The following is a 25,649-nucleotide window of genomic DNA, read 5'->3' as shown; positions in this document are numbered from 1 at the left end:
TGCCGGTCAGTGCCGGGGGTGGCCGTCGTGGGGTGACGGGCTGGTGGCCGGCGGGTGCTCGGCGTGGTCGGGTGGGGCGCCGAGGGTGTGGCCGAGGCCGAGGCCACCGGCGAAGACCAGGGCGGTCGCGGCGGCGAAGGCGGCCAGCCGCAGGGGTGGGGGCAGGGCGCGGGAGGGGGTGGTTGGGGTGGTCATGGTGGGTCTCCACGGGTGCGGGTGCTCGCGGTCGCCCACCGACTATACCCCCTGGGGGTATCAGGGGTCGGGGCGTACGGCGGCGGGCCCGGTGCGTTGGCACCGGGCCCGCCGAGGGTGATCAGGTCAGGGAGGCGGGATCATTCCCGCCGTGACCGGGGGTCGCGGTGTGTGGGTCACACCGGCGGGTGGGCGTTGGCCAGCAGCTCCTGGAACTGGGCGGAGAACCAGTGGCCGGAGATCGGCGCGTCGCCCAGGGCACCGGAGGGGTTGTGGTTGTTGCGCGGGTTGCCCTCGTAGGTGGGGTCGCACATCCGGTCGAAGCTCTTGCCCTCGTCGTTGGGGATCTCCTCGCTGGAGCCGTCGGACTCGCCCGGGGGCTTCATCCAGACGTAGGCGTCGATGCCCGGCTCGGGCGCGGTGGTCGGGCGCTCGCCGAGGCCGGCGCCGGCCTGGTTGCACCAGTTGCCGATGTGGATGCGGCGGTCGTAGCGGCCGCCTTCGACGTAGGCTTCGGCGCTGGTCTGCGGCCCGGGGCCGGTGGGCCGGTTCGGGCCGCCCCACCCGTTGCGAGAGGTGTCGATGAGCATGCCGATTCCCGGGTCGAAACCGGCCTGCACGAGGCGCTCGCGGAATCCCTGGGCGAAGGACAGCTCGTCGACGTAGTTGTTCCAGTCGATCCAGCTGGACTCGCCCCGGATCTGCTGGCCGTTGACCACGTCGGTGATGCTGAAGTTCTCCTCCACCAACGCGCTGTAGTTGGAAGTGTTGGCGATGAAGCCGTGCACGTCGGCGGGGGTGGCGCCGTTGGCGTTGGCGGCCTCGAAGAACAGGTCGGCGGAGGGGCCGAAGTTGTCCTCCCAGCCGATCCAGCCGTGGTGGCCGGCGTCGATGTAGTTGTAGACGTTGGGGATCGCGCCGAGCTGGGCGAGCGCGTAGCCCACGCCGTCGACGTAGCCACCGTTGGCCTTCATCACGTCACACTCGGGTGTGGCGGTCGGGCGCGGGGTGACGTTGGTGATCAGGTTGGGCAGCGAGTCGATCTCGATCGTGGTGACGATGCGCAGGTCGGCGTAGGCCGGGTCCGAGAGGATCTCGGCGATCGGGTCGATGAACTCGGACTGGTAGCGCGGCAGGTCGTTCGGGCCGAGTTCGCCGCTGGAGGCCACGGCCGCGCAGTCCCGCCCGGGCAGGTTGTAGATGACGACCTGGAAGACGAAGTCCTGCCCGTTGGCCTGGCTGACCGCCTCGTCGAGGTGCTCGCGCAGTCCCATCTTCCCCTCCGGTCCCTCGATGGCCGCGATGCGGTCCATCCAGACACCGGTGGGTTGGTCGGCGACGGCGCTGCCGCCCGGTTCGGCGGCGGCGTTGGCCGACCACTCCGGGTTCACGTAGACGTCCGCGCCGACGTAGGGGTTGTCCACCCTGGCCTGTTGCGGGCTGGCGTCGTCGGCACCGGCCGCTCCGCCGGTCACGAACAGGCCCGACGTGAGTGCGAGCGCGGATGCCGCGGTGAGTCCGCGGCGGAGGCGCGAGCCGCGCGCCCCCCGTGCCGAGTCAGTCTTCATGTGGGCTCCTTCGTCGTTCCCTCATGACGTCCTTGTCCGAGTTCTGGGAGCGCTCCCATGAGAGGGACTGTACCAATGGGGTAACACTCTGAAAAGAGTCGTTCACCATTCGGTGCCGATATTTCTGGTGCCACGATCGACGGCCCCAGGGGATTCCCCCGGATGCGGGGTGGTGGCACCTCCGAATCGGGGAACCCGCACATCTGATTACGACCGATGGTCCTGTGACCTGCGGAGACGTCCACCGGCACGTCGATTCTCGCCTTCGCCGCCGACGACTGGACCCGGCCTGGTACGGATCCGGCGGAAAACACGTCGGAATGGGTGGAGCACGCTGTTCTCTTCTGTTCGCGGGAGCGCCGGCGGCATTCGCCGGACCCGTTCTGACTCCGACCGCCCCCGTCGGGAGTGCGGTGGTTGGCCTCCGGCGCGGGCCGCCGATCGGCCCCACTCGCGGGCCGGGCGTTCCTGGCCAGCGCGAAGGGCCCGCCCCCGCGTCGCGGGGGCGGGACTCCCCCCGGTGGTGTTCCCTCCCCGCCTGCCTGCTCCTGTCGCGCACCTCGGCTCCCCAGGCGGTGGTCCGGTTGGACCTCGTACCTCGCGCCGGGGGACCGAGTCGAACCGAACGCCCGGTCTCCTGAACTCTGGGAACGCTCCCACGGCCCGGGAGGGTGGGCGAGCGCCCTCCGAGGCGTCCCGGGTGCCGGACGGCGCCTCCTCCTCGGCGCGCGCCCGGCCGGCGATGACCGGCGGGGCGCGCCGAGGACGTTCTCGGGGATGCCCGGCCAGCGGGCCGCTCGGGCACCGACACGGCCGGGGCGGGGGCACGCGGCCGCGGCCGCCCCGTGGGAAGCCTCCCGAGGGCCACGCTTCGGGCGCGGCACCGGGGCCGGGGAGGTGGGGGCAGCGGAGCCGGGCAGCGTCCCCGCTCCTCAGTCGAGCGGCCCGGACCTCGGGAGCCACACCCGCATCGACACCGGCCCCCGGTTGCCCCACTGGTGGTAGGGGACGAGCCGCACCCGGTGCGGCCGCACCGACCGGGGGGCCGGGCTGCCGCCGTAGGGCCAGGACTCCGCCGCCGGGGAGGTGCGATGGCCCGCCACCGACAGCTCCACCACCCCGCCCCGCGCGTGCTCGACCGGATCGACCGAGGTGTCCACGCTGATCTCGGCCAGGGGCGGTTCGTCGCCCGGGGACTCGGCGCAGTACACCAGCGGCCCGCGTTCGACGGCGACGCAGTCACGCACCGCGTCGATCCGCCGGTCCGGCCAGGACCAGCGGGGGGTCATCGGCAGTTCCAGGCGCAGCTCGTCGCCCGGCCGCCACCTCCGGTCCACCGTCGCCAGCCCGGGGGCCGCCCGCACCACGCCCTCGGGGTGGAACACCGAGGCGCCGTCGGCCCACACCGGGACCCGCAGGGAGACCCGACAGGTCTCCCTCGGGGCGTCCACGACCCGGACCAGCACCGTTCCCGACTCCGGGTAGTCGGTCCGCACGCTCAGCCGCAGCCGGGACCCGTCGACCAGGCGGGTGTCGATCTCGGCGGAGGCGAACTGGTGCAGCTGCACTCCCCGGCGGTCCCGGGTCGCGAGGTACCCGGGGAGGGCGCCCAGCGTGCGGGCGATGTTCGGCGGGCAGCAGGAGGTGCTGAACCAGGGGGCGCGCAGGGCGCTGCCGCCCCACCAGCTGACCTCGTCGGCTCCGGCCGGCACACCCGGGGTGCGCACCTGGAGGGGGTTGACGTAGAAGAAGGACCGGCCGTCGGAGGCCAGGGAGGTCGCCACCACGTTGTACAGGGTCCGTTCGGCCAGTTCGGCGTAGCGGGGGTGGCCGGTGGCCAGCAGCAACCGCCAGCACAGCATCACCGAGGCGATGCCCGCGCAGGTCTCGGCGTAGGCCCGGTCGGGCGGCAGTTCGAAGTCCTCACCGAAGGCCTCGTCCCGGTGGCGGGAGCCCATGCCGCCGGTGAGGTAGGTGCGGCGGGCCACGGTCCGTTCCCACTGCGCCTCCACGGCCGCCAGCAGCGCGGTGTCACCGGTCTCCACGGCCACGTCGACCGCTCCGCATGCCAGGTAGAGCTGGCGGACGGCGTGGCCCCGGAAGGCGGGTGCGGTGCGGACGGGCTGGTCGTCCTGGAAGTAGGCGCGGCCGTGTTCGCTGTCGCCCAGCGCTGGGCGGCCTCGGCGTTCGACGAACCGGCGGGCCATCTCCAGGTACCGTTCCTCCCCGGTGAGGCGGCACAGTTCCACCAGGGCCATCTCGATCTCGGGGTGCCCGCACACCTGGTCGCCCTCCAGGAAGCGGGCGCACACGTGGTCGGCGGCGCGTCGGCCCACCTCCACCAGGAGGTCGTCGCCGTGGCGGCGGGCCCGGGCCACGCTCGCCTGGATCAGGTGGCCGGCGCAGTAGAGCTCGTGGCCCCACTCCAGGTTCTGGTATCGGCGACCCGACCAGCGGGTGTTGAGGTAGCCGTCGTCGTGCTGGGCCCGGGCCAGCAGGGGCGTGATCCGCTCGACCAGGGCGTCGTCGCCGTGCCAGGAGGCGGCTTCGAGGAGTTTGTGGACCTCGGAGTCGGCGAAGTCGGGGCCGCGGTGGCCTCCGTCGCGGAAGTTGTCGATCCAGCCGAGGGTGGTCATGCGTTCGGCGCAGTGCGGGAGCGTCACCTGGGCGCTGAGCGCCCTGCGGTGGGCCCAGAACCCGGAGGTGAGCTGGACCTCGTTCAGTCCGAGTGGGGTGAGCACTCCGGAGGAGGGCAGCACGGGACTGGTCATGGTCTCTCCCCGGCTCGAGTGGTCGGCAGGACTCCACCCTGGCCGGTGGCCGGTGTCGTGCCGAGTGGCTGGGCCTCGCTTGGCCTGATCCAGCCGAGGGGGTGCGGTGCCGGCCGAGGGGGCGCCGGCACCGCGTCGGGCCCTAGCCGAGGGTCGCCCGGATCTCGTCGAGGCCCGGGAACCGGTCGGCGATGGAGTTCGGCACGAAGTCACCGACCCAGCCCTGCTCGTCGTGGAAGAAGCGGATGGACACGTAGTCGGGGGTCGTGCCCATGTCGAACCAGTGCGTGGTGTTGGCGGGCACGCTGAGCAGGTCGCCGGCCTCGCACAGCACGGCGTGGACGCGGTGGCCGACGTGGAGGTAGAAGACCCCCGACCCGCGGGCGAAGAAGCGGTCCTCGTCGTCGTCGTGGGTGTGTTCGGACCGGAACCGGGCGCGGGCCTCCTCGGCGCGGCGTCGCCAGTCGGGGGTGTCGGTGGGGGTCATGTGCATGGCGTCGACGTGCACGTAGCCCTCGGTGGAGATGACCTCCTCGATCTGGTCGCGGTAGGCGGCCAGGACCTGCGCGGAGGTGGGTTCCTCGGGGAGGCCCGGCACCACCTCCCAGCGGTCGAAGCGGACTCCCAGTTCGGCCAGGACCCGGCGGATCTCGGTTGGGTCCTCGGTGCGCAGCAGCACCGCGTCGGGTCCCTGTTCGGGCCACACGGTCAGCAGTGTCATCGTCGTGCCCTCCTCGTCAGCGGGTCCGGTTGGTCACCGAGGTCGAGGTCGGCGGCCAGGACGAACCGCAACAGCCACTCCAGGCACTCCGCGCGGTGGCGGGCCTGGACGAGGTCCGTTCCCCACACGTACAGGCCGTGGCGGGCGACCAGCAAGGCGGGGGTGGCGGGGTCGAAGCGGTCCTCGAAGGCGTCGCCGAGCACGCGCATGTCCTGGCTGTTGGGGACGACCGGGACGGTGACCAGGTCGTCGTGTGCCTGGCGGCCGAATCCCTTGAGCATCTCCAGGTCGCGCAGTGCCACCCCGGCGGGCCAGCGTTCGGCGGCCAGGACGGCGGCCAGGACGTGGATGTGGACCACGGCGCCGGCGCCGGCGACCCGGGCGATGCGGGCGTGGAGGCCGGCTTCGGCGGAGGGGCGGGGGACCGGTTCGGGTTGGTCGGGGGTGGCGTGGCCGTGTTCGTCGACGATGACGACGTCGTGGGGGGTCAGTTCGCCCTTGTCCAGGCCGCTGGCGGTGACGGCCAGCCGCAGCGGGTGGCGTCCCAGGGTGACCGAGAGGTTGCCGGAGGTGCCGCGCATCCAGCCGAGGTCGGCGTAGCGGGCGGCCTCGGCGGCCAGGGCGGTGCCCGCGGCGTCCCGGTCCTCGGTGGCCGTGGGGGTGGGTGCGGGGTCAGTCATCGGCTCGCTCGATCGTCACGTCGTCGAAGGTGGTGACGACCGGGTGGGCGCCGAAGTCGGCGTCGGCGAAGGGTTCGCCGGGGCGGGCCAGTCCCACGGTGTGCCAGCCGTCCGCGGCGGCGCCGTCGAGTTCGGCGGGCACGTCGGAGAGGAACACCAGGTGCGCGGGGTCGGGGGAGCCGAGCGCGGCGCGGATGGCGGCGTAGGAGGTGGGGACGCGTTTGGGGCCGGCGTTGACGGTGTCGAAGTGGTGGTCGAACAGTTCCCGCAGGTCTCCTTCGGTGGTGTGGGAGAAGGAGGCGATCTGGCCGGCGACCGAGCCGGAGGAGAACACGGCCAGGTCCAGTCCGGCGGTCTTCCAGGCCCGGAGTTGGGGGACGACGTCGGGGAAGTAGGTGGAGATGAGTTCCCGGTGGGTGTAGCCGTGTTCCCAGATCAGGCCCTGGAGTTCCTTGAGCGGGCTGGCCTTGCGGTCGGCGTCCATCCAGGAGTGCAGGACGGAGACGACGTCCTCGGTGGAGGCGTCGGCGGCCAGTCCGGCGTCCTCCTTGATCTCGGCGACGGCGGCGGTGACCCGGTCGTCGTCGGGGTGCTCGTCGATCCAGGGGCCCAGGCGGGGGCGGGCGTAGTCGTAGAGGACCACGTGGACCTGGCTGGTGGCGGTCAGGGTTCCCTCGATGTCCACCACCACCCACCGGGCGGTCAGGGTGTCGGTCACGGGGTTGCCTCCTCGTCGGGGGCCGGCGCGGGGTCCGGCCGGGTGTCGTCGTGGTAGTCGGCCAGGTGGGCCGGGTCGAAGGGGCCCCGGTCGGTCACCACGGTGCGCACGAACCGGGGTGGGGTGATGTCGAAGGCCGGGTAGTGGCCGCGGACCCGGGAGCTGGCGGTGCGGCGGCCCAGGGTGTGCAGGACCTCGGTGCCGTCCCGGTGTTCGATGGGGACGTCGGCGGCGGTGGGGGCGGCCGGGTCGGGGGCCTGGACCTGCGCGAGGAACGGCACGGCGTAGGCGTGGGCGGCGGTGGCCAGTTGCAGGGTGCCGACCTTGTTGATGACGTGGCCGTCCATGGTGACCCGGTCGGCGGCGGTGACCAGGTGGGTGATCTGGCCGGTGGCGATGACGGAGGCGCCCATCCCGTCGGTGATGAGGGTGGTGTCGACCCCCATCTCCGCGAGGGTCTCGGCGGTCAGGCGGGCGCCCTGGAGGTAGGGGCGGGTCTCGGTGCAGTAGTAGCGGACCCGTTTGCCGTGGCGGCCCAGGGCGGCGACGGTGTCCACCAGGTAGAGGTCGGCCCAGCAGTGGGTGAGGACCGAGGCTCCGTCGGGCAGCAGGGCGGCGGTGTGTTCGCCGAGGGCGCGGCTGCGGTCCCGGTAGCGGCGGTCGCCGGCCCTGGCTCCGGTGAGGGCGGCCTCGACCAGGGCCGATCCGGTGGGTGTTCCCGCCCGGTCGACCTCGGTCACCACGGCGCGGACCGCGGTGGCGAGGTGGTTGTTGGTGGCCCGGGCGGCGATGATGCGCGCCCCCGCGGCGGTCAGGTCGGCCCGGGCGGCGGCGGGGTCCCGGTGGTGGTGGGCGGCGCGGGCGGCCAGGACCATCGCCCCCAGGGCGGCGAAGTAGGGGCCGGAGGACTGGGTGACCATGTCCTCGATGGCGCGGGCGACCTCCTCGACGGTGCCGCAGCGGACCCAGCGGAGGTCGAAGGGGAAGCACCGGCGGTCCAGGATCAGCACGGTGTCGCCGTCGAGGCGGACGCTGTCTGCGAGGACGGGCAGGACCTCGGGGTCGGGGACGGTGCCCGGCGGGCGGGGTGGGGTGCCCGTGGGTTCGGGCAGGCCGGGGGGTTCCGGCGGCGGTGTGGCTGTCATCACCCGTTCCTCAGCTGTATCCGGTGACCGGCGGGTAGTGGCCGGTCAGCAGGTGCCGGCCGATCTCGGCGGCCTTGTACTTGACCGGGTCGTGCAAGGTGATGGTCCTGGCGTTGCGCCAGAACCGGTCGAGGCCGTACCGGTTGGCGGTGGCCCGCGCCCCGGTGAGCTCGAACACCTCGGTGGTGACGGCGTTGACGACCTCGGTGCTGACGACCTTGGCCTGGGAGATCCGCAGCGCGGCCCGGCCGCGCGTGGCGGCGTCCAGGGCCTGCCCGGCGGCGGCGGCCGCGTCGAAGGCCTCGGCGGCGGTGTCGACCAGGCAGGCGGCGGCCTCGACGCGGGCGGTGAGGCCGCCGTAGCCGGCGAGGACGTGCGGGTCGTCCACGGCGCGTTCCACCCCGGAGGCCGACCAGGCCCGGGTGCGTTCGGTGGTGTACCCGGCGGCCGTGGTCAGGGCGCCGTGGGCGATGCCGACGTGGAGCTGGCTGAGCAGCAGCTGGAAACCCAGGGGGGCCAGGGACTGGCGGTGCGCGGCGCCGCCGTCCTCCTCCGGTTGGGCGCCGAGGACGTCGTCGGGGTGGACGAGGACGTCGCGGAACTCGACGCCGCCGCTGGCGGAGAGGCGTTGCCCGAGGTTGTCCCAGTCGCCGAGGTAGTGGATGCCAGGGTCGGCGGCGTCGGTCACGAAGGTCAGCTTGCGTCCGCTGGTGTCCTCGGTGCCGCTGACCACGAGCCGGTCGGCGACGCTGGCCCCGGTGGCGAAGGACTTGCGCCCGGTGACCCGCCACCCGCGCCCGGTGGGGGTGAGGGCCAGGGCCGCGTCGCGGGGGTTGCTGACCCCCGCCCAGAACAGCCGGTCCTCGGCGGTGTTCCGTTCCAGTCGTGCGGTGAGGTCGGGCCGGTCGAACAGCCGGGTGCGCCACAGTTGGAACCAGTGGTAGCCGAGCAGGTGACCCACCGAGGCGTCGGCGGCGGCGATCCGCCGCAGCACCTGGTGGGCCAACGGCCACTGGTGGCCGGCGCCGCCCGCCTCGGCCGGGACCAGCAGCGCCAGCAGGCCGGCGTCCCGCAGCAACGCGACCTCCCGGAGCGGGTGTTCGTTGGCCTGTTCCCGCTCCACGGCGTCGCCGGCCAAGGTGCGCGCGACCTCGTCGGCGACCGCCAGCCAGTGGGTGGCCGCGGGCTCCGCGCCCGGGTGGTCCTCGCCCGTCATGCCCGGTCCTCCTCGACGTCGAGGCTGACCAGCGCGTCCAGGGCCACCGCGACGGAGGCCCGGACGGCCTCGGTCACCACGGCCCGGTGCGGCGAGTAGCGGGTGGGGTCGGCGTTGTCCTGGGAGGCGTTGCCGTCGATGACCAGGGCGCCGCCGGCGGTGAACCCGCGCAGGGCGGCGAAGACCAGCAGGGTGGACAGCTCCATCTCGATGGCGATGACCCGGGCCGCCTGGTACTGGCGGACGGGGAGTTCGAGCACTCCCGGGGAGAACGCGGCCCGTGTCCAGACCAGCCCCCGGTGATGGCGCAGGCGGTGTTCGCGGGCCGCCGCGGTCAGGGCCAGCACCGCCTCGGGGGTGGCGAACGAGGGGTACTCGGCGGGCACCAGTTGCGGGGTGACGCCGTCGTCGCGGACCGCGGCCTCGGCCACCACCAGGTCACCGTCGCCGACGGTGTCGGTGAGCGATCCGGCGGTGCCCAGCCGCAGGTAGGTGCGCACCCCGGCGGCGGCGAGCTCGGTGAACAGGCACAGCGCGCCGGGGCCGCCGACGCCGTGGGAGGAGACGACGAGGTCGGTGCCGCGCCACCGGCCCCGGTAGCTGCGGTACTCCCGGTTCTCCCCGAGGAGTTGGGCGTCGTCGAGCTGGGCGGCGACGGCGTCGGCGCGGGCGGGGTCGCCGACGACCAGGGCCCGGGTGGGCAGGCCCTCGCGGGGGATCTTCGTGATGGGGAGGATGACCGTCATCGGTCCACCGCACCTTCCACGGGGTCGCGCCGGCGCAGCCGCCGGCTGGAGACGAACAGGGCGATCAGGGTGACGACGTAGGGGGCCGCGTCGGTGGCCTGTTGCGGCAGCCCCAGGCCCTGCAACCGGAAACCGAGGGCCTCGGCGAGCCCGAACAGCAGCGCGGCGAGGAACACCCCGACCGGTGCCGCCGCCCCCAGCATCACCGCGACCACCGCGATCCACCCCCGGCCGGCGGTCATATTCTCGGCGAAGAGCGTGACGTTGCCCAGGGCCAGTTGCGCTCCGCCCAGGCCGCACAGGCCACCGCCGGCCACGACCACCAGGTACCGCTGGCGGGTCACCCGCACGCCGAGGCTGGCCGCGGCCGCCGGGTTCTCCCCCAGGCCGCGCAGCCGCAGCCCCCACCGGCACCGGTAGAGCAGGACGGCGGTCACGGCCACCGCCAGCCAGGAGACGTAGACCAGGGGGGAGTGTCCGGAGAGGACGGGGCCGAGCAGGGGGATCTCCTCGACCAGGGGCAGCCGCACCCGGTCGAGGCCGCGCAGCTCGGGGTCGCTGAAGCTGCCCTGGGCGCCGAAAACGGTCCGCAGCAGGAACGCGGTGAGGCCGACGGCCAGCAGGTTCATCGCCACCGAGATCACGATGGCGTCGCCGCCCAACGACACCGATCCCACCGCCAACACCAGGGAGAACGCGGCCGAGGCGGCCACGGCCAGCGCCACGCCCAGCCAGGGGTTGCCGGTGAACCAGCTGCCCGCCACCCCGGCGAAGCAGCCCACGAGCATCGTCCCCTCCAGGGAGATGTTGAAGATCCCGGCCCGCTGGCACAACGCCCCGGCCAGGGCTGCGAACAGGATCGGGGTCAGCGCGCGCAGCGCCGCCGAGAACAACGCGGGGTCGATGGTCACCGGGGCCCTCCCTTGCCGCGCAGCAGGCCCGTGGAGGTGGCCAGCACGATGATGACCAGGGCCTGCACGATGGCGGTGAGTTCGCGCGGCGCCTGGGTGATCCGTTCCATCTCGAACGCGCCGCTGGTCAGCGCGGCGAAGAAGAACGCCGCGACGGCGGTGCCGACGGGGTGGGCGGCGGCCAGCAACGCGGCCATCAGCCCGATCCACGTGTACTGGGGGCTGATCAGCGCCCCGTCGATGAAGCGGAACGGGAACCCCAACACCAGGATGGCGCCCACCAGGCCGGCGATGCCCCCGGAGGCGGCCAGGACCCGCACGGTCAGGCGCGGCCGGTCGATGCCGGCGTAGGAGGCGAACCGGGCGCCGAGCCCGGTCATCCGCACCTCGTACCCGGCGGGGGTGCGGCGGTCCACCACGGTGTAGGCGGCGACCACGGCCAGGACGGCGACCAGGCCGACCGAGATCTGCCCGGCGCCGAGGGTGGGCAGGGCCACCCCGGCGGGCAGCCGTTCGCTCTGCGGGAGGCTGGAGCCGGGGTCGGCGAGGGGGAACCGGACCAGGTAGGAGGCGAAGGAGATCGCCGGGTAGGACAGCAGCAGGGAACTCACCAGCAGGGGCACCCCGAGGTGGCTGTCGCACAGCGCGGCCAGCGCCGCGTAGGACGCCCCGGCCAGCGTTCCCACCAGCAGGGCCGCGACCACGGTCAGGGGTGCTGGCAGCGGGCTGAACAGGCCGGTGACCAGGGCGCCGACGGCTCCGAGTACCAGCTGGCCCTCGCCGCCGAGGTTGACCATGCCGGCGCGCAGGGGGATCGCGAGCGCGGTGGCCATGCCCAGCACCGGCAGGACGTAGCTGAGGGTGTCGGGGAGGTTGTCCGGTCCGAACGCCCCGGTGGCCAGGGCGGCGTAGGCGGTCAGCGGGTTGGTTCCCGTGCCGGCCAGGACGAGGGTGCCCACGACGACGCCGGTCAGGACGGCCAGGGCGACCACCCCGCCTCGGGTGCGGAGCAGGCGGGACGGGCGGGCGGTGCCGGCCGGTGGTGTGGCCTCGGCGGTGCGGCTGGTCATCCGGCCTCCCCGGCCATGGCGAGTCCGATGCGGTGTTCGGTGGCCTCGTCCCTGTCCCACTCGGCCACGACGCGCCCGTCGTAGCAGACCAGGACCCGGTCGGAGAGACCGCGGATCTCGCTGAGTTCGGCCGAGACCAGCAGCACCGCGTGGCCGGCGTCCCGGTAGGCCACCAGTTCGGCGTGGATGGCCTGCACGGCCCCGATGTCCACGCCCCGGGTCGGTTGCTCGGCGACCAGCAGCGGGGCCTGGTGCGCCAGTTCGCGGCCCAGGACGGCCTTCTGCTGGTTGCCCCCGGACAGCGCGGCGATCGGGGTGCGCGTGTCGGGGGTGCGCACCCGGAACCGGTCGATGATCCGGCGGGCGTGGCGGGTCAGGGCGGTGGGGGAGAGGAACCCGAACCGGCCGAGGAGCGGGCCGCGGTGGAACCCCGCCGCCAGGTTGTCGGCGAGTGAGGCCTGCCCGGCGGCCCCCACCTCGCCCCGGTCCTCGGGCAGGTAGGCCAGGCCCCGGCGGCGCCGGTCGGCCACCGGGGCATGGGTGATCTCCTCGCCCCGCAACCGCACGACGCCCGACCGTGCGCGGCGCAGACCCACCACGGCGGCCACCAGCTCGGCCTGCCCGTTGCCGGCGACACCGGCGATACCCACGATCTCCCCGGCGCGCACGGTGAACGTCGCGGCGTCCACCGCTGGTTTGGTGCCCCGGCCGGACACGGTGAGCTCCCGCACCTCCAGCACGGGTTCGCCGGGGGTCCCCGGGGGGTGCACCACGTCCAGGTCGAGGTCGCGGCCGGTCATGGCGGCGGCCAGGTCACCGGCGGTGGTCTCCTCGGTGCGCAGGACCGTGGTGCGTCGGCCGTCGCGCAGCACCGTCACCCGGTGGCTGACCGCGAGCACCTCGCCGAGTTTGTGGGTGACCAGCAGCACCGCGCGGCCTTCGGCGGCCAGGCCTCGCAGGACGGTGAAGAGCCGGTCGGCCTCGCCGGGGGTGAGCACCGCCGTCGGTTCGTCGAGGATGAGCACGCGGGCGCCCCGGTGGAGCAGTTTGAGGATCTCCACCCGTTGCCGCACCCCGACGGGCAGGTCGCGCACCAGGGCGTCGGGGTCGAGGTCCAGGCCGTAGCGGCGCACCAGGTCGGCCACCGCCCGGCGGGCGGCGGCGCGGTCGACCACGCCGAACCGGTGGAGGGGTTCCGCGCCGTAGACGACGTTCTCGGCCACGGTCAGGCCGGGGAAGAGCATGAAGTGCTGGTGGACCATGCCGATGCCCGCCGCGATCGCGTCGGCGGGGCTGGCCAGCCGGGTGGGGGCGCCGAACAGGTCGAGGGTGCCGGTGTCGGGGCGGCGCGCCCCGTAGAGCACGGAGGCCAGGGTGGACTTGCCGGCTCCGTTCTCCCCCATCAGCGCGTGGATCTCGCCGGCGGCGAGGTCCAGGTCGACGCCGTCGTTGGCCAGTACGCCGGGGTAGCGGACCGTGATGCCCCGCAGTCGCACGACCGGGCGCGGCGTGGTGTGGTTCGTCCCGTTGTCGGTGTTGGTCACCGGTGTTCGGCCTTTCCCGCCGTCGTGGCCGCTCAGGCGGCGGGGTCGGTGACGACGGTGTCGCCGGCGACGATCTCGTCGTGCAGCTGGCGGACCTGCTCGACGACCTCGGGGTGCTCGGCGATGACGCAGCCGGACTCGTCGACGTCGTCGAGGAGCCCGTTCAGGGACACGCCCTCCTCGGCCAGGCCGTAGGAGCGGTTCCCGCCGGTGTCGCCGGCCAGGATGGCCTCGATGCCGTCGGCGATGACCACGTCGGTGCGTTTGACGACGTTGTCGACCACCTGGCCGGGGCTGGCCGGGCACTGGTTGGAGTCGACGCCGAAGGCGTGGATGCCGTGGTCGGCGGCGGCCTCGAAGACGCCGAGGTTCCCGGCGGCCGAGGCGGCGCCCATGACGTGGTCCACTCCGGAGCCAGCGAGGGTCGCGGCGAGTTCCTTGGCGCGGGCCGGGTCGTTGAAGGGGTTCTGGCCGCCGATGAACAACTGGGTGAACTCGACGTCGGGGTTGGTGCGGGCGGCGCCGTCGGCGAAGGGGAGGGAGAACCGGTGGAACTGGGGGGAGTCCAGGACGACGACGGCGCCGACCCTGTCGGTCTGGGTGAGCAGGCCCGCCTGCGCCCCGGCGAGGTAGGCGGCCTCGTGTTCGCGGAAGGTGGCGCAGGTGACGTTGGGGAAGGGGTCCTCGGTGCAGGAGTCCACGAAGAGGAACTGCTGGTCGGGGTTCCGTTCGGCTTCCTGGGCGAGGACGTCGGCGAAGTTGAAGCCGACGGCGACGACGACGTCGGGTTGGTCGCGGACGGCGGCGGCGACGTTGTGCTGGAGGGAGGCGGGGTCGGTGCTCTCGAAGGTGCGGTGGCTGCCACGGTGCTGGTCGGCGGCCTCCTCGACGCCCCGCACCGACAGGGTGAGGAAGTCGTTGACCCCGACCGGGTTGGGGGTGACCAGGACGAAGGACGGGCCGTCCTCGGAGGAGCCCGCCGAGTCGGTGGACGCCGCGTTGCAGCCCACCGCGGTGAGCGAGGTGACGACGGCGAGCGTGGCGAGGCGCAGCGGACGAGACATCACGGTCCTTCGTGCCGTGACGGCGCCACCCCAGCGGGTTCCGACACCGTCGGTGAGCAGGTACATCACTCGAATGGGGGAAGGCTAGTCGGCTGTGCCAGGATCTGGGAAGAACTCGGCGGCGAAGGCCACGACCTTCCCAGGGAATGGGACGACGGGGGTGCGGTCGGGGTCGGCGACGCTCACCTCCCGGGCGTCGGCGCCGGGTCCACCAGGATGTCCGCGCCCTCGGCCAGGTCGTAGATGGCGATCTGGTCCCGCTCGGCGCCCGCCGCCACCGCGGCGTCCCGGTCGAGGTGGCGTTCGGAGACCTCGATGACCAGCCGCCCGGTCTCCGGGTTGACCCACCCGCCCAGGTAGGCATCCGTCCGCTCCGCGAAGAAGGACCGGTTCTCCAGCAGGTAGTCCTCCACCCGCCGCCGCAGTTCCCCGGTCCGCCCCAGCACCCACCCGGGCAGCTCCACCACGGGAGCGTCCCCGAAGGACACCATGTACCCCTCGGTCGGCACGGCACCGTCGAGCCCGATGCTGAACCCGGTGTCCTCCGCCGCCGCGGCCAGTGCCCGCCCGCGCCCCTGCCTGTTCTCCTCGGCGCAGACCGCCACCAGGAACTCGTCGGTGGGCTCCGGGCGGCTCGGGCAACCGCCCCCCGCCTCCGCCGACGGCTCCGACGCTGAGGGGACCGGGCCGGGACTCGGGGCCGCGGCCGGCTCCCGCGCACCCCGGCCTCCCCACACCAGGGCGCCGATCGTGACGGCGACGAGCACCACCGCGACGGCGGTGGCCACGCCCCACCGCCCGCGCCGCCGGCTCGGCGCGTCCTCGTGCGGGGCCCCCCGCGCCGCATCGCGTGCCCCACCCTCGTCCCGCCCAGCTCCCATCGACCACGTCTCCCGATCGCGGTGGACCCGGACGTCCACACCCTGCCCGCGATCTCACCCGATCGAACCCGTTGGAGCTCACGCTGATCGTCCCCTCGTCCCAGCCAGCGAGACAGCCGGCGGAGGAGTGCCACCCGAACGGGGGGGGACCCCGCTCGGCTCGACGACCCCGGCGTGGCCACTAGAGGAGCCGGGACGGTCCCGGCACCGCCCTCGGATTCGTCCACCCCGAGCCCACCGAGCACAGTGGAGCCGGCCGGCGACGCGCCGCTCGGGGCCGGGCCCACCACCACGGGAGGAGGCGAAGGCCCCACGGCGGGGCGAACACACCCCGGGGGGCGCGGCCGCTTCGCGCACCCCCAGCGCCCGCACCGGCCAGGTCACAGCAGCACGGGCAACTCCGCCAGGCCTCCGGCGACCACGTCCCGTTCCACCCGCAACCGCGCGGGGTCCACCGCCAGGCGCATCCCCGGGAACCGGGCGAGCAGCCGGGTGAAGAGCACCCGCAGCTCCACCCGGGCCAGCGGCGCCCCCGCGCAGTAGCGGGAACCGTGCCCGAACGACAGGTGCGGCGCGTCGCGGCGACCCACATCGAACCGGTCGGGTGCCGCGTACACCGAGACGTCGTGGTTGGCCGCTCCGGTATCGAGCAGCAACAGGTCCCCGGCCCGCACCACCACCTCGCCCACCCGCAGGTCCGCCCGGGCGTACCGGGACACGCCGTCCCCGCCCTTGTCCATGCCGCGCAGCATCTCCTCGACCGCGCCGGGCATCCGGTCCGGCCGGGCCCGCAGCTCCTCCCGCTGGCCGGCGTCGGTGAGCAGCAGCACGGCCCCGATCCCGATCGCCATCACCGCGGCCTCGCCCCCGAAGAGCAGCAGCACGCAGGCCCGTGCCGCGTCCTCGTCGGTCACCCCGTCCCGGGCGAGCAGGCGGGAGACGACGTCCTCCCCCGGCGTCCGCCGTTTCACCGCCACCAGCCGCCGGCAGTACTCGAACAGCTCCGCCATCCCCCGCCGGGACCGCTCGGCGTCCCGCAGGTCGGCCATCGCCCGGGCGTGACCGCGGAATCGGTCCCGGTCGGCGTCGGGCACGCCGATCAGCGCGCAGATGACGGCCGTGGGCAGCCACGCCGCCACGAGCCGCGCGAAGTCCACCGGGCCCGGGCCCGCCGCGGCGAGCCGGTCCAGGCACTCCTCGACCAGGGCCTCGACGCGCGGGGTGAACGGTCGGAGCCGGGCGGGGGAGAGGTGGGGTTGGATCAGCGTCCGCAACCGCGCGTGGTCGGAGTCCTCGCTGGCGAACTCGCCCATCGGACCGCCCTGCAACGCCGCGTCCCCGGAGCGGGCCGCGCGGGCCGGATCGGGGTGGGACCGGCCCACCCGGGGATCGTCGAGCAGCGCGCGCACCTCGGTGTAGCCGGTCACCAACCACGCGTCGTCGCCGACGGCGGTGCGGATGCGGTGGATGGGCCCGGTGGCCTGCAACTCGCGCAGCCCGGGAGCCACGTGCAGGGGACAGCGTTGCTCGAACGACAGCTGGACAGGGGCGGCCACGGCGCCCTCCTTCGGCAGTGACGACGGACGGAAGGGACGAGAACCGGTGAGGCACCGGGACGAGACGGGCACACACCGTCGCCAACGCGGGACGATCCGGGCACACCCCGTGATCAGGATAGCGGTGCGTGACCGTGTCGGTGCGCTGGGTTCATCACCCGGTCCCTGGGGGAGGGGCGCACGGACCGTCAGGGGCGCCCCGCCCTGGCACCCGAGCGGTGTCCCGTGGTCGGATCGGGTTCCCGCCGACTCCCCGGAAAGGAGCAGCGGCCCCGGCCGCCCACCGCGATGAGCACTCCCGCCTACCCTCCCGCCGACGAGATCGCGCCACCCCGCCGTGAACCCCGAGCCCTCCCGCGGCTCGCCGAGGGCCTCGTGGGCGACGGCACCGTCCTGGTCGCCGTCGACGACGACCCCACCGGCGCCCAAACCGTCCACGACGTGCCCCTCGTCACGGCCTGGTCGGACCGCGAACTGCGCTGGGGGCTACGGCACGCCCGAACCCGCGGCCTGCTCTTCGTGCTCACCAACTCCCGTTCCCTGGACCCCGACGCGGCCCACCGGGTGGCCACCGAGGTCGCCACCACCCTCGCCAGGGCGGCGACCAGCGTCGGCGTGACCGTCCGACTGCTCAGCCGCGGCGACTCCACGCTGCGGGGCCACTACCCGGTCGAGACCGACGCGCTCGCCGCCGCCTGGCAGCGGGCCACCGGCGAAGCCACCGACGCCGTCGTCCTGTGCCCCGCCTACCACGAGGCCGGCCGGGTCACCGTCGGAGGCCAGCACCTGGTCCGCGTGGAGGGGGTGTGGACCCCGGCCGAGCGCACCGAGTTCTCCCGCGACGCCACCTTCGGCTTCACCGCCGGGGACCTGCCCGGGTGGGTGGCCGAGCGCAGCGGCGGCCGGATCAGCCCGGCGGAGGTCACCGTCGTCGACCTCGCCACCATCCGCCAGGGGGGAGTGGCCGGGGTGGTCGCGCTCCTGGACCGCCGGCTGTCCGACCGGAACCCCTCGTCCCCACCGGCCGTGGTCGCCCTCGACGCCGCCGCCGCCGAGGACATGGAGGTCACCGCGCTGGCCCTGGCCGAACTGGAACGGGCCGGGCACCGGTTCCTGTACCGCACCGGCCCGGCCTACGTCCGGGTGCGGGCCGGACTGCCCTCAGCGGCCCCCCTCCAGCCCGCCCCCGTCCCACGCGAGAGCGGGGTGCTCGTGGTCGTGGGCTCGCACACCGCGCTCACCACCGCCCAGACCGCCGCGCTGCGCGCGGCCCGGCCGCTGGTGGACGTCACGCTCCCGGTGGACACCCTGCTCACCGCCCCGGACGACGTGGTGGACGAGGCCGCCCGCCAGGTCGTGGGCGCGTTGCGGCGCGGTGACGACGTCCTCCTGGAAACCTCCCGAGCCCTGCGCCGCGGCGTCGACGCCGCCGACAGCCTGCGCATCGCCCGGGTCGTCTCCCGGGCCCTGGTCTCCGTCGTCCGCGCGGTGCGGCGGGAGTGCCCGCCCTCCTGCGTGGTCGCCAAGGGCGGCATCACCTCCCACGAGGTCGCCGTGCACGGCCTCGGGGTCCGACGCGCCCGCGTCCTGGGCTCCCTGCTGCCGGGGGCGGTCTCGCTGTGGCAACCACTCGACCTCGACGGGCGGCCCGCCGGCCCGCGCTACACCGTGTTCCCCGGCAACGTGGGGGACGAGGGTTCCCTGGTGGAGGTCGTCCACCGCGTGGCTCCACCCCCAGCCCGCGGGTAGTGGCCCCGGGCGGGACCGCCCTCGACCGGCGTCCCGCCCCCGGGCGCCGACCGCCTCGTCCGCCCGGCGGTGTCCCTCGGGTGCCGCGGTGCCGGGCCGCCGACCCGGGGTGGGCGGAGCCCCCGGCGGCCGCTCAGGCCGATTCGGGGGTGTGCTCGGCCAGCCAGGCCGCCAGGACCGCCGCCTGGCTGTGGTCGAGGTCCCGGCTGGCCGTCAGCAGCGTCACCGGAGCGGACCTGGCCAGGTCCTGGAGGTGCCCCGCGGCGTCCCGCCGCCCGGGTTCCCGCAGTTCCCGCAGGTAGCGGCGGCGGAACTCCGGGAACCGGTCGGGATCGTGGCCGTACCAGTGCCGCAACTCCGTGGAGGGAGCGACCGCCCGCAACCACTCGTCGAGGTGGGCGTCCTCGCGACGCATTCCCCTCGGCCACACCCGGTCGACCAGCACCCGCACGCCGTCACGGAACCGGGGCTCCTCGTACACCCGCCGATAACCGATGTGTGACATTCCTCCGCTCCCGTCACCGTCGCCGGGCTCGGTCCGGGTACCACCGGACCGCGCGGGCCCGCCCCACGCGGGGCCCTCACCCGCCAGGATTGCCCGGGCCCGGCCCGGGAAACCCGTCGACGCCGCCGGGCCGCGCGGAGGCGGGCGGGGTCCTCGGCCGGGAAGGCGGAGCGAGGCCGGTCGGGGACGGACGGCCAGGCCCGCCCCGCCGCCGGTGCTGGTCGGCGCGCGCGGACGCGTGACGTCCTGGTCGTGCTCGTCGTCGGATGATCGGCCGCCTCGGCCTGCCCTGCGGGTCCGCCAGGGGACCCGGTGCTGGCGGTCAGTCCGCGTCGGCGGGGAAGACCTCCCCGGTCCACCGGGACAACCAGGCCGGCCCGGACGTCGGATCGGCGGTCACGCCCTGGTCCTGGGCCGCGCCCACCACCAGGCCCGGCTGCGGCTGCGGGTCCGGCTCGGACTCCACGACGTCGGCGACCACGCAGGTGATGTTGTCCGGTCCGCCGCCCCGGTTCGCCAGGTCGATCAGCTGCCGGATGGCCTCCTGGCGGTCCTCGACCGTGCTGAGCACCTCGTGCACCGTCTCGGCGCTCACCACGGCCGTCAGCCCGTCGGAGCACAGCAGGTAGCGGTCGCCCACCTGCGCGTCGTGGGAGGACAGGTCCGGGTCGGCCGAGCCGTGGCTCTGCAACGCCCGCATCACCACCGAGCGGCGCGGGTGGTCGGCGGCTTCCTCGGGGGTCAGCCGCCCCTCGTCCAGCAGGCTCTGGATCATGGTGTGGTCACGGGTGATCTGGTAGAGCACCCCGCCCCGCAGCAGGTAGCCCCGGGAGTCCCCCACGTGCGCCAGCGCGAGGCGGGAACCGTCCCACATCAGCGCGGTCAGCGTGGTCCCCATCCCCGCCAGGTCCTCGTCCCGCTGGGCGAGCTCGGTCAGCCGCTCGGCGGCGGAGCTCACCCCACCGGCCAGCAGGTCCAGGGCACGGCCCCGATCCGGATCGGAGGCGGCGAGGGAACCGTCGAGCTCGACGAGGGTGGCCACCACCACCGAGCTCGCGACCTCGCCGTGCGCGTGCCCACCCATCCCGTCGGCCACCGCCAGCAGGCGAGGACTCGCGTACGCCGAGTCCTGGTTCACCGCCCGCCGTTGGCCAACATCGGAGCCCGCGGCGTACCGCAACAGCAGGGGCTTCGTGTGCATCATGGAGGCAGTAAATCACTGGTTGATCGTGTTCACAAGCGAGTAGGTTGTGGACGGTGAACGTAGTGTGAACTAGGGTGGGGGAAATGAGCCAGGACGCCACCGTGAACGCGGCGGAGATCGCTCGTCTCGTTGACGTCGGCCGGGCCGCGGTCAGCAACTGGCGGCGCCGACACGAGGACTTCCCCCAACCGATCGCCGGCACCACCTCCAGCCCCCTGTTCTCCCTGCGGGAGGTCGAGGACTGGCTCCGCCGCAACGGCAAACCCTACGAGGTGTCGCTGGCCGACCGGGTCTGGCAACGCCTCCGCCTGGGAGACGACCTGTCCCTCGGCGACCGGGTCGCCGCGACCGGCCGGTTCCTGCTCTCCCTGACCCCCCGGGCGGAGATCGACCGACCCGAACTCGACGACCCCGACACCGCCAGACTGCTCATCCGACTCGCCGAACAACGCGGACCCGCCGCCGCGTTCGAGTTCGTCTGCGCCCGCTACGCCGAAACCCACTCCCGCCGGCTCGCCCTCACCTCCCCCGACCTGGCGACCCTGATGGTCACCCTCACCGACGCCGGCAGGGGCACGGTACTCGACCCCGCCTGCGGACTGGGCACACTCCTGATGACCGCCCCCTCGGCCCGCCGCCTCGGCCAGGACATCGACCCGACCCGGGCCTCGATCACCGAGTCCCGACTGCGGCTGCACACCGTCGACGCCCGGATCGCCCCCGCCGACACCCTGCTCGACGACCACCTCGCCACCGAACTCGCCGACGCCGTCGTCTGCGACCCCCCCTTCAACGAACGGTCCTGGGGACACGCCCACCTCACCGCCGACCCCCGGTGGCAGTACGGGATCCCCCCCCGAAGCGAGTCCGAACTGGCCTGGGTCCAACACTGCCTGGCCCGGCTGCGACCCGCCGGGCACGCCGCCGTGCTCATGCCACCCGCCGCCGCGGGCCGCCGGGCCGGCAGGAGGATCAGGGCGAACCTGCTGCGCGCCGGAGCCCTGCGCGCCGTCGTCACCCTCGCCGCGCCCGCCGTCGACCTCTGGCTGCTGCGCCGCCCCCACCCCGGGGACACCCCGCCCTCCCACCTGATGCTGATGGCCGCCGAAGGGGACGATCCCACCGACGTGCTCACCGCCTGGCGCCGCTTCGACACCGGCCGCCACGACGACCTCCCCCCGGGTGCCGCCGCCCTCCCCGTGGTCGACCTGCTCGACGAGACCGTCGACGTCGGACCCACCAGCCACCGCCTCGGCCGCCACCACCAGAACCTCGGCGCCCGCTTCCACTCCGCCCTCGACCAGCTGCGAGCACTGACCCTGGCCGCCCCCGCCCTCACGCCCACCCCGACCCCCGACCACCCCCCACCCACCCCGACCACCCTGGGCGAACTCGCCAGGGCGGGCCTGGTCACCATCCGCACCGCCCCCACCCGGCTGACCACCGGAACAGGACGAGAACCCGTGCTGACCGCCACCGACCTCGCCGAGGGCGGCCCCCCCTCCGACCGCGCCGAATGGCAACCCGGCTGCGTCCGCGTCGACATCGGGGACGTGGTCGCCGGACTCGGCGCCGTCCGCGTCGTCGACACCCCCGCGATCCTCGCCTCCCCGCTCACCCGCTACCGCGTCGACCCCGACCAGATCGACCCGCACTTCCTCGCCGGGGTCCTGCTGGCCGCCACCGCCCGGCACCTGCCCGGGGCCAGCCGCGTCGACCCGCGCCGCGCCCAGGTCCCCCGCCTGCCCATCGAGGAGCAACGCGCCTACGGACGCGTGGTCCTGCGGCTGCTCCAACTCCAGGACCAGGCACGGCAGGCCGCGGAACTGGGGCGCACCCTGGTCCGGCTGGGCGTCGACGGCCTCCTCGAGGGCTCCCTGCGGCCCGGGGAGCCCGGGGAGGCAGACGGGGCGGGACCACCGGGCGAGGGCAGCTGAGACCTCCGACACCGCGCCCTCCCCGCCGTCGCGCCCGCCGGCGGGACGGCGCACCGGCCCGCGACCCCTCCCGGCCGCCCACGCACCCGTCCCACCCGCCCCCACGGTGCCCAGCCGGGCAGGATGGGAGGCACGCCGACACCGCCCCCGGCGGAGAACCCCGCACCCACGACCCATCCGGGAGGCCACCGTGATCCCACCGCGGGAACCCGCCCCCGCCCGCCCACACCGCGCCCCCCGGCGCCGCCGGCCGACCCCACCCGCACCATGAACCCGCCGACCACCCGCCCCGACCACCACACCCCCACCGGACCCGAGGACACCGCCACCGTCTTCCTCGGTGAGATCCTGCACTTCCTCGACGACCCCGGCGACGAGGAGGCGCCCGGCAGCGCGGAACACCACCCCGAGGGCGCCCTGGTCGTCACCCCCGACGGGCACGTCGACTGGGTCGGCCCGGCCACGGCGCTGCCCTCACGCCACCGCCACGCCCCCCACGTCGACCACCGGGGCGGCCTGATCCTGCCCGGCTTCGTCGACCCCCACGTCCACTCCAGCCAGATCGACGCCATCGCCGGCCCCGGCCAGGACTTCCAGGACTGGCTCACCACCACCGTGTACCCGAGGGAACGCGAGTTCGACGACCGCGACCACGCCCGGCGGGCAGCGGACTTCCTCCTCGACACCCTGCTGGCCGCCGGCACCACCACCGCCGGGGTCTTCCCGACCGCCCACCCCGCCTCCGTCGACGGCTTCCTCTCCGCCGCGCTCGACCGCGACCTCCGCATGATCAGCGGCAAGGTCCTCATGGACCGCGCACCCCACGCCCCCGACGGACTCCGCGACCCCGACCTCGCCACCGCCGAACACCAGACCCGGGACCTCCTCGAACGCTGGCACCGGCGAGGACGCCTGGGCTACGCGCTGTCCCCCCGCTTCGCCCCGACCTCGACCGAGGCGCTGCTCACGATGGTCGCCCGCCTCCACCGGGAGATTCCCGACCTGTGGATCCAAAGCCACGCCGCCGAGAACCAGGAGGAGGTGGCGCTGGTGAACCACCTGTTCGGCACCGATTCCCCTGTCGCGCTGTTCGACGCCCACGGACTGCTCGGCCCCCGCAGCATCCTCGGCCACTGCGTCCACATCGACCCGACCGACCGGCGGCGGCTCGCCCGCACCGGCACCGCCGTGGCGCACTGCCCCACCTCCAACCTCTTCCTGGGCAGCGGCCTGTTCGACCTGTCCTCGGCGCTGGCCGCCGGCATCCCGGTGGGCATCGGCACCGACGTCGGCGCCGGCACCAGCTACTCACCGCTGGTCACCCTCAACGCGGCCCACGCCGTCGCCGCCCTGCGCGGCCACCCGCTGTCCGCCCTCCGCGCCTTCTACCTGGCGACCCTCGGCGGCGCGCGGGCACTGCGCCTGGACGGGGCCATCGGAAACCTCCACCCCGGGCGGGAAGCCGACTTCGTCGTCCTGGACTGGGCGGCGACCCCGGTGCTGCGACGCCGAACCCGGCGGGCGACGACCCTGACCGAGCGGCTCCTCGCCCTCATGACCCTGGGCGACGACCGCGCCGTCACCGCCACCTACGTGCTGGGCCGCCCCCACCACCCGCGGACCACGGGCCCCGGCCACCCCCGGTAACCAGTCACGCCCGGGAAACCGCCGCGCCCGCGCCGCCCGGCCCGCCGACGTACCGTCGAAGCATGCCCCGCTCCAACGAGGCCGTGGCGGACATGCTCACCGAGTTCGCGGAACTCCTGGCGATCTCGGGGGCCGACCCGTTCAAGATCCGGGCCTACGAACGCGCCGCCCGATCGGTGCGGGGGCACACCGCCGACCTCACCGGCCTCGACCGACGCGGCCTGCGCGCCATCCCCGGCGTCGGCGACCAACTCGCCACCAAGATCAGGCAGTACCTCGACACGGGCACCGTCACCGAACTCGACACGCTCCGCGCCGAGGTACCCGCGGGCCTGCGGGCCCTCCTGGCCGTCCCCGGGCTCGGCCCGCGCCGCGCCCACCAGGTCTTCCAGGAACGGGGCATCACCTCCACCGCCGCACTGCGCGACGCCCTCCGGCACGGACACCTGCGCGACCTGCGGGGGTGGGGGCCGCGCACCGAGGAGAACCTCACCGCCGCCCTCCGCGAGACCCAGCGAGCCGGGCACCGCATCCCCCTCGCCCTCGCCCTGGATCTCGCCGACCAGGCACTCGGCCAGCTCACCGCCCTGCCCGGAGCGCAGCGGGCCGAGGTCGCCGGCTCCGTCCGCCGCCGACGCGACACCGTCGGCGACCTCGACCTGCTGGTCGCCACCACCGACCCCGACGCCGTCATGCGCGCGGTCACCACCCTGCCCGCCGTCGACCGCGTCCTGGGCAGCGGAGGCACCAAGACCTCCGTGCGCACCCGAGACGGCGTCCAGATCGACGTCCGCGCCGTCCCACCCCGAGCCTGGGGAGCCGCACTGCTGTACTTCACCGGATCCCAGGCCCACAACATCCGCATCCGCGAGATCGCCGTGCACGCCGGCCTGACCCTGTCCGAGTACGGCCTGCTCCGGGCCCGCACCCGACGCCCGGTCCGAGCCGACAGCGAGGAGGAGCTCTACGCACGGCTCGGCCTCGACTGGATACCGCCACCCCTGCGCGAGGACACCGGGGAGATCCAGGCCGCCCAACGGCACCAACTACCCCGCCTGCTGCGACGCCGCGACCTGCGCGGTGACCTCCACACCCACACCGACCTCACCGACGGCGTCGCCTCCCTGGAGGAGATGGTGCGCGCCGCCCGGGCCGCCGGCCACGAGTACTGCGCCATCACCGACCACGCCCCCCTGCTGCGCATGCAGCGCATGACCACGGAGAAGGCACTCGAGCAGCGCCGGCGGATCCGCCGGCTCGACCGCGACGCCGGCATCCACCTGCTCCACGGCACCGAACTGAACATCCAACCCGACGGCGGCCTGGACTGGGACGACGACATCCTGCGCGGTTTCGACATCCGCGTGGCCTCGGTGCACTCCCACTTCCGGCAGAGCAGGCACGACACCACCGCCCGACTGCTGGCCGCCGTCCGGCACCCACTGGTGAACGTGCTCGGCCACCCCACCACCCGGCTGATCGGACACCGCCCGGCACTCGACGCCGACTGGGACGCCGTCTTCGCCGAAGCGGCCCGCCACGACACCGCCCTGGAGATCAACTCCTTCCCCGACCGCATGGACCTCGACGGCGACCTCGCACGCCGGGCCCGGGACTTCGGCGTCCGCTTCTCCGTCGCCAGCGACGCCCACGCCGCGACCCACCTCGACCAGGTGCGGCTGGGCGTGGGCACCGCGCAACGCGGCTGGGTCGGCCCCGACGAGGTGATCAACACCTACCCCTGGCAGCGGCTGCGCCAGTTCCTCACCCCCCACCCGCGCCGCGCCCCCTGACGACCACCCGACCCCACCGGGCCGGGAC

Annotated in this window: 21 protein-coding genes; 4 read left to right on the top strand and 17 right to left on the bottom strand. The window is 74.3% G+C overall.

The features are described from left to right. Positions 1-6: 6 nt before the first annotated feature. From C1701_RS24895 to C1701_RS24825, 15 genes are all read right to left on the bottom strand, one after another. Positions 7-195 carry a hypothetical protein gene (locus tag C1701_RS24895; protein WP_026417999.1) on the bottom strand — a complete coding sequence of 63 codons (189 nt, stop codon included), beginning with the start codon at positions 193-195 and terminating at the stop codon, positions 7-9. A 176-nt stretch (positions 196-371) separates the two neighbouring features. Next, a complete protein-coding gene (locus tag C1701_RS24890; RefSeq protein WP_026418000.1) occupies positions 372-1,763 on the bottom strand; it encodes a glycoside hydrolase family 6 protein in 1,392 nt (463 codons plus the stop codon). 932 nt (positions 1,764-2,695) lie between these two features. Continuing rightward, positions 2,696-4,534, bottom strand: coding sequence for a beta-L-arabinofuranosidase domain-containing protein (locus C1701_RS24885; protein ID WP_035291629.1), 1,839 nt, complete (start codon positions 4,532-4,534; stop codon positions 2,696-2,698). Between the two features lie 142 nt (positions 4,535-4,676). Further along, entirely contained in the window at positions 4,677-5,255 is a 579-nt protein-coding gene (locus tag C1701_RS24880; protein WP_026418002.1) for a 1,2-dihydroxy-3-keto-5-methylthiopentene dioxygenase, read from the bottom strand. Then, positions 5,252-5,935 (bottom strand): methylthioribulose 1-phosphate dehydratase, encoded by a 684-nt coding sequence (gene mtnB / locus C1701_RS24875; RefSeq protein WP_051713510.1) that lies wholly within the window; start codon positions 5,933-5,935, stop codon positions 5,252-5,254. Before mtnB ends, C1701_RS24880 begins: the two co-directional genes overlap by 4 nt. Continuing rightward, positions 5,928-6,653: an acireductone synthase gene (gene mtnC / locus C1701_RS24870; protein WP_103056730.1), complete on the bottom strand. Its 726-nt coding sequence runs from the start codon at positions 6,651-6,653 to the stop codon at positions 5,928-5,930. The genes mtnB and mtnC overlap by 8 nt, the downstream gene beginning before the upstream one ends. Next, entirely contained in the window at positions 6,650-7,798 is a 1,149-nt protein-coding gene (locus C1701_RS24865) for a methylthioribose-1-phosphate isomerase (RefSeq protein ID WP_337661942.1), read from the bottom strand. The genes mtnC and C1701_RS24865 overlap by 4 nt, the downstream gene beginning before the upstream one ends. 10 nt (positions 7,799-7,808) lie before the next feature. Continuing rightward, entirely contained in the window at positions 7,809-9,014 is a 1,206-nt protein-coding gene (locus tag C1701_RS24860) for an acyl-CoA dehydrogenase family protein (protein ID WP_026418006.1), read from the bottom strand. Then, positions 9,011-9,760 carry a nucleoside phosphorylase gene (locus tag C1701_RS24855; protein ID WP_026418007.1) on the bottom strand — a complete coding sequence of 250 codons (750 nt, stop codon included), beginning with the start codon at positions 9,758-9,760 and terminating at the stop codon, positions 9,011-9,013. The genes C1701_RS24860 and C1701_RS24855 overlap by 4 nt, the downstream gene beginning before the upstream one ends. Then, positions 9,757-10,671, bottom strand: a complete 915-nt coding sequence (locus C1701_RS24850) for an ABC transporter permease (RefSeq protein WP_026418008.1) — start codon at positions 10,669-10,671, stop codon at positions 9,757-9,759. The genes C1701_RS24855 and C1701_RS24850 overlap by 4 nt, the downstream gene beginning before the upstream one ends. Further along, positions 10,668-11,741, bottom strand: coding sequence for an ABC transporter permease (locus C1701_RS24845; protein WP_081715302.1), 1,074 nt, complete (start codon positions 11,739-11,741; stop codon positions 10,668-10,670). Before C1701_RS24845 ends, C1701_RS24850 begins: the two co-directional genes overlap by 4 nt. Then, positions 11,738-13,285 carry an ABC transporter ATP-binding protein gene (locus C1701_RS24840; protein WP_103056729.1) on the bottom strand — a complete coding sequence of 516 codons (1,548 nt, stop codon included), beginning with the start codon at positions 13,283-13,285 and terminating at the stop codon, positions 11,738-11,740. Before C1701_RS24840 ends, C1701_RS24845 begins: the two co-directional genes overlap by 4 nt. A 32-nt stretch (positions 13,286-13,317) precedes the next feature. Then, on the bottom strand, positions 13,318-14,349 hold the full coding sequence (locus C1701_RS24835) for a BMP family ABC transporter substrate-binding protein (RefSeq protein WP_030107397.1): 1,032 nt from the start codon (positions 14,347-14,349) through the stop codon (positions 13,318-13,320). A 182-nt stretch (positions 14,350-14,531) separates the two neighbouring features. After that, positions 14,532-15,137, bottom strand: a complete 606-nt coding sequence (locus C1701_RS24830; protein WP_026418011.1) for a hypothetical protein — start codon at positions 15,135-15,137, stop codon at positions 14,532-14,534. A gap of 473 nt (positions 15,138-15,610) precedes the next feature. Next, entirely contained in the window at positions 15,611-16,786 is a 1,176-nt protein-coding gene (locus C1701_RS24825; RefSeq protein WP_051313674.1) for a cytochrome P450, read from the bottom strand. Positions 16,787-17,074: 288 nt separating this feature from the next. On the opposite strand from C1701_RS24825, the gene C1701_RS24820 reads away from it, so the two are divergent. Beyond that, complete coding sequence (locus tag C1701_RS24820) at positions 17,075-18,535, top strand: four-carbon acid sugar kinase family protein (RefSeq protein ID WP_103056728.1); 1,461 nt, start codon at positions 17,075-17,077, stop codon at positions 18,533-18,535. A 133-nt stretch (positions 18,536-18,668) separates the two neighbouring features. On the opposite strand, the gene C1701_RS24815 is transcribed toward C1701_RS24820, so the two are convergent. After that, the gene (locus C1701_RS24815; protein ID WP_026418014.1) at positions 18,669-19,040 is read right to left on the bottom strand and encodes a DUF488 domain-containing protein; all 372 of its coding nucleotides are present in this window, start codon (positions 19,038-19,040) and stop codon (positions 18,669-18,671) included. 322 nt (positions 19,041-19,362) lie between these two features. Next, entirely contained in the window at positions 19,363-20,244 is an 882-nt protein-coding gene (locus C1701_RS24810) for a PP2C family protein-serine/threonine phosphatase (RefSeq protein ID WP_103056727.1), read from the bottom strand. Between the two features lie 83 nt (positions 20,245-20,327). Here C1701_RS24810 and C1701_RS24805 point away from each other — a divergent pair, with 83 nt between their 5' ends. From C1701_RS24805 to polX, 3 genes are all read left to right on the top strand, one after another. Further along, positions 20,328-22,181, top strand: a complete 1,854-nt coding sequence (locus tag C1701_RS24805; RefSeq protein WP_103056726.1) for an N-6 DNA methylase — start codon at positions 20,328-20,330, stop codon at positions 22,179-22,181. Between the two features lie 267 nt (positions 22,182-22,448). Beyond that, complete coding sequence (guaD, locus tag C1701_RS24800) at positions 22,449-23,828, top strand: guanine deaminase (RefSeq protein ID WP_081715305.1); 1,380 nt, start codon at positions 22,449-22,451, stop codon at positions 23,826-23,828. 62 nt (positions 23,829-23,890) lie between these two features. After that, positions 23,891-25,621 (top strand): DNA polymerase/3'-5' exonuclease PolX, encoded by a 1,731-nt coding sequence (polX, locus tag C1701_RS24795; RefSeq protein WP_103056725.1) that lies wholly within the window; start codon positions 23,891-23,893, stop codon positions 25,619-25,621. The last annotated feature ends 28 nt before the right edge of the window (positions 25,622-25,649 follow it).

Source organism: Actinoalloteichus sp. AHMU CJ021 (genome assembly GCF_002895405.1).
GTDB lineage: Bacteria > Actinomycetota > Actinomycetes > Mycobacteriales > Pseudonocardiaceae > Actinoalloteichus_B > Actinoalloteichus_B caeruleus.
Note: the sequence above shows the minus strand (reverse complement) of the source record. Positions and strands in the feature narration are given on the sequence as shown.

What these genes read in the sequence shown, in the direction of transcription:
- C1701_RS24820 (WP_103056728.1), top strand. Translation starts at nt 17,075, where the DNA reads ATGAGCACTCCCGCCTACCCTCCCGCCGACGAGATCGCGCCACCCCGC.
- mtnB (WP_051713510.1), bottom strand. Translation starts at nt 5,935, where the DNA reads ATGACTGACCCCGCACCCACCCCCACGGCCACCGAGGACCGGGACGCC.
- C1701_RS24855 (WP_026418007.1), bottom strand. Translation starts at nt 9,760, where the DNA reads ATGACGGTCATCCTCCCCATCACGAAGATCCCCCGCGAGGGCCTGCCC.
- guaD (WP_081715305.1), top strand. Translation starts at nt 22,449, where the DNA reads ATGAACCCGCCGACCACCCGCCCCGACCACCACACCCCCACCGGACCC.
- C1701_RS24860 (WP_026418006.1), bottom strand. Translation starts at nt 9,014, where the DNA reads ATGACGGGCGAGGACCACCCGGGCGCGGAGCCCGCGGCCACCCACTGG.
- C1701_RS24815 (WP_026418014.1), bottom strand. Translation starts at nt 19,040, where the DNA reads ATGTCACACATCGGTTATCGGCGGGTGTACGAGGAGCCCCGGTTCCGT.
- C1701_RS24890 (WP_026418000.1), bottom strand. Translation starts at nt 1,763, where the DNA reads ATGAAGACTGACTCGGCACGGGGGGCGCGCGGCTCGCGCCTCCGCCGC.
- C1701_RS24880 (WP_026418002.1), bottom strand. Translation starts at nt 5,255, where the DNA reads ATGACACTGCTGACCGTGTGGCCCGAACAGGGACCCGACGCGGTGCTG.
- C1701_RS24805 (WP_103056726.1), top strand. Translation starts at nt 20,328, where the DNA reads ATGAGCCAGGACGCCACCGTGAACGCGGCGGAGATCGCTCGTCTCGTT.
- polX (WP_103056725.1), top strand. Translation starts at nt 23,891, where the DNA reads ATGCCCCGCTCCAACGAGGCCGTGGCGGACATGCTCACCGAGTTCGCG.
- C1701_RS24835 (WP_030107397.1), bottom strand. Translation starts at nt 14,349, where the DNA reads ATGTCTCGTCCGCTGCGCCTCGCCACGCTCGCCGTCGTCACCTCGCTC.
- C1701_RS24885 (WP_035291629.1), bottom strand. Translation starts at nt 4,534, where the DNA reads ATGACCAGTCCCGTGCTGCCCTCCTCCGGAGTGCTCACCCCACTCGGA.
- C1701_RS24810 (WP_103056727.1), bottom strand. Translation starts at nt 20,244, where the DNA reads ATGATGCACACGAAGCCCCTGCTGTTGCGGTACGCCGCGGGCTCCGAT.
- C1701_RS24895 (WP_026417999.1), bottom strand. Translation starts at nt 195, where the DNA reads ATGACCACCCCAACCACCCCCTCCCGCGCCCTGCCCCCACCCCTGCGG.
- C1701_RS24865 (WP_337661942.1), bottom strand. Translation starts at nt 7,798, where the DNA reads ATGACAGCCACACCGCCGCCGGAACCCCCCGGCCTGCCCGAACCCACG.
- C1701_RS24845 (WP_081715302.1), bottom strand. Translation starts at nt 11,741, where the DNA reads ATGACCAGCCGCACCGCCGAGGCCACACCACCGGCCGGCACCGCCCGC.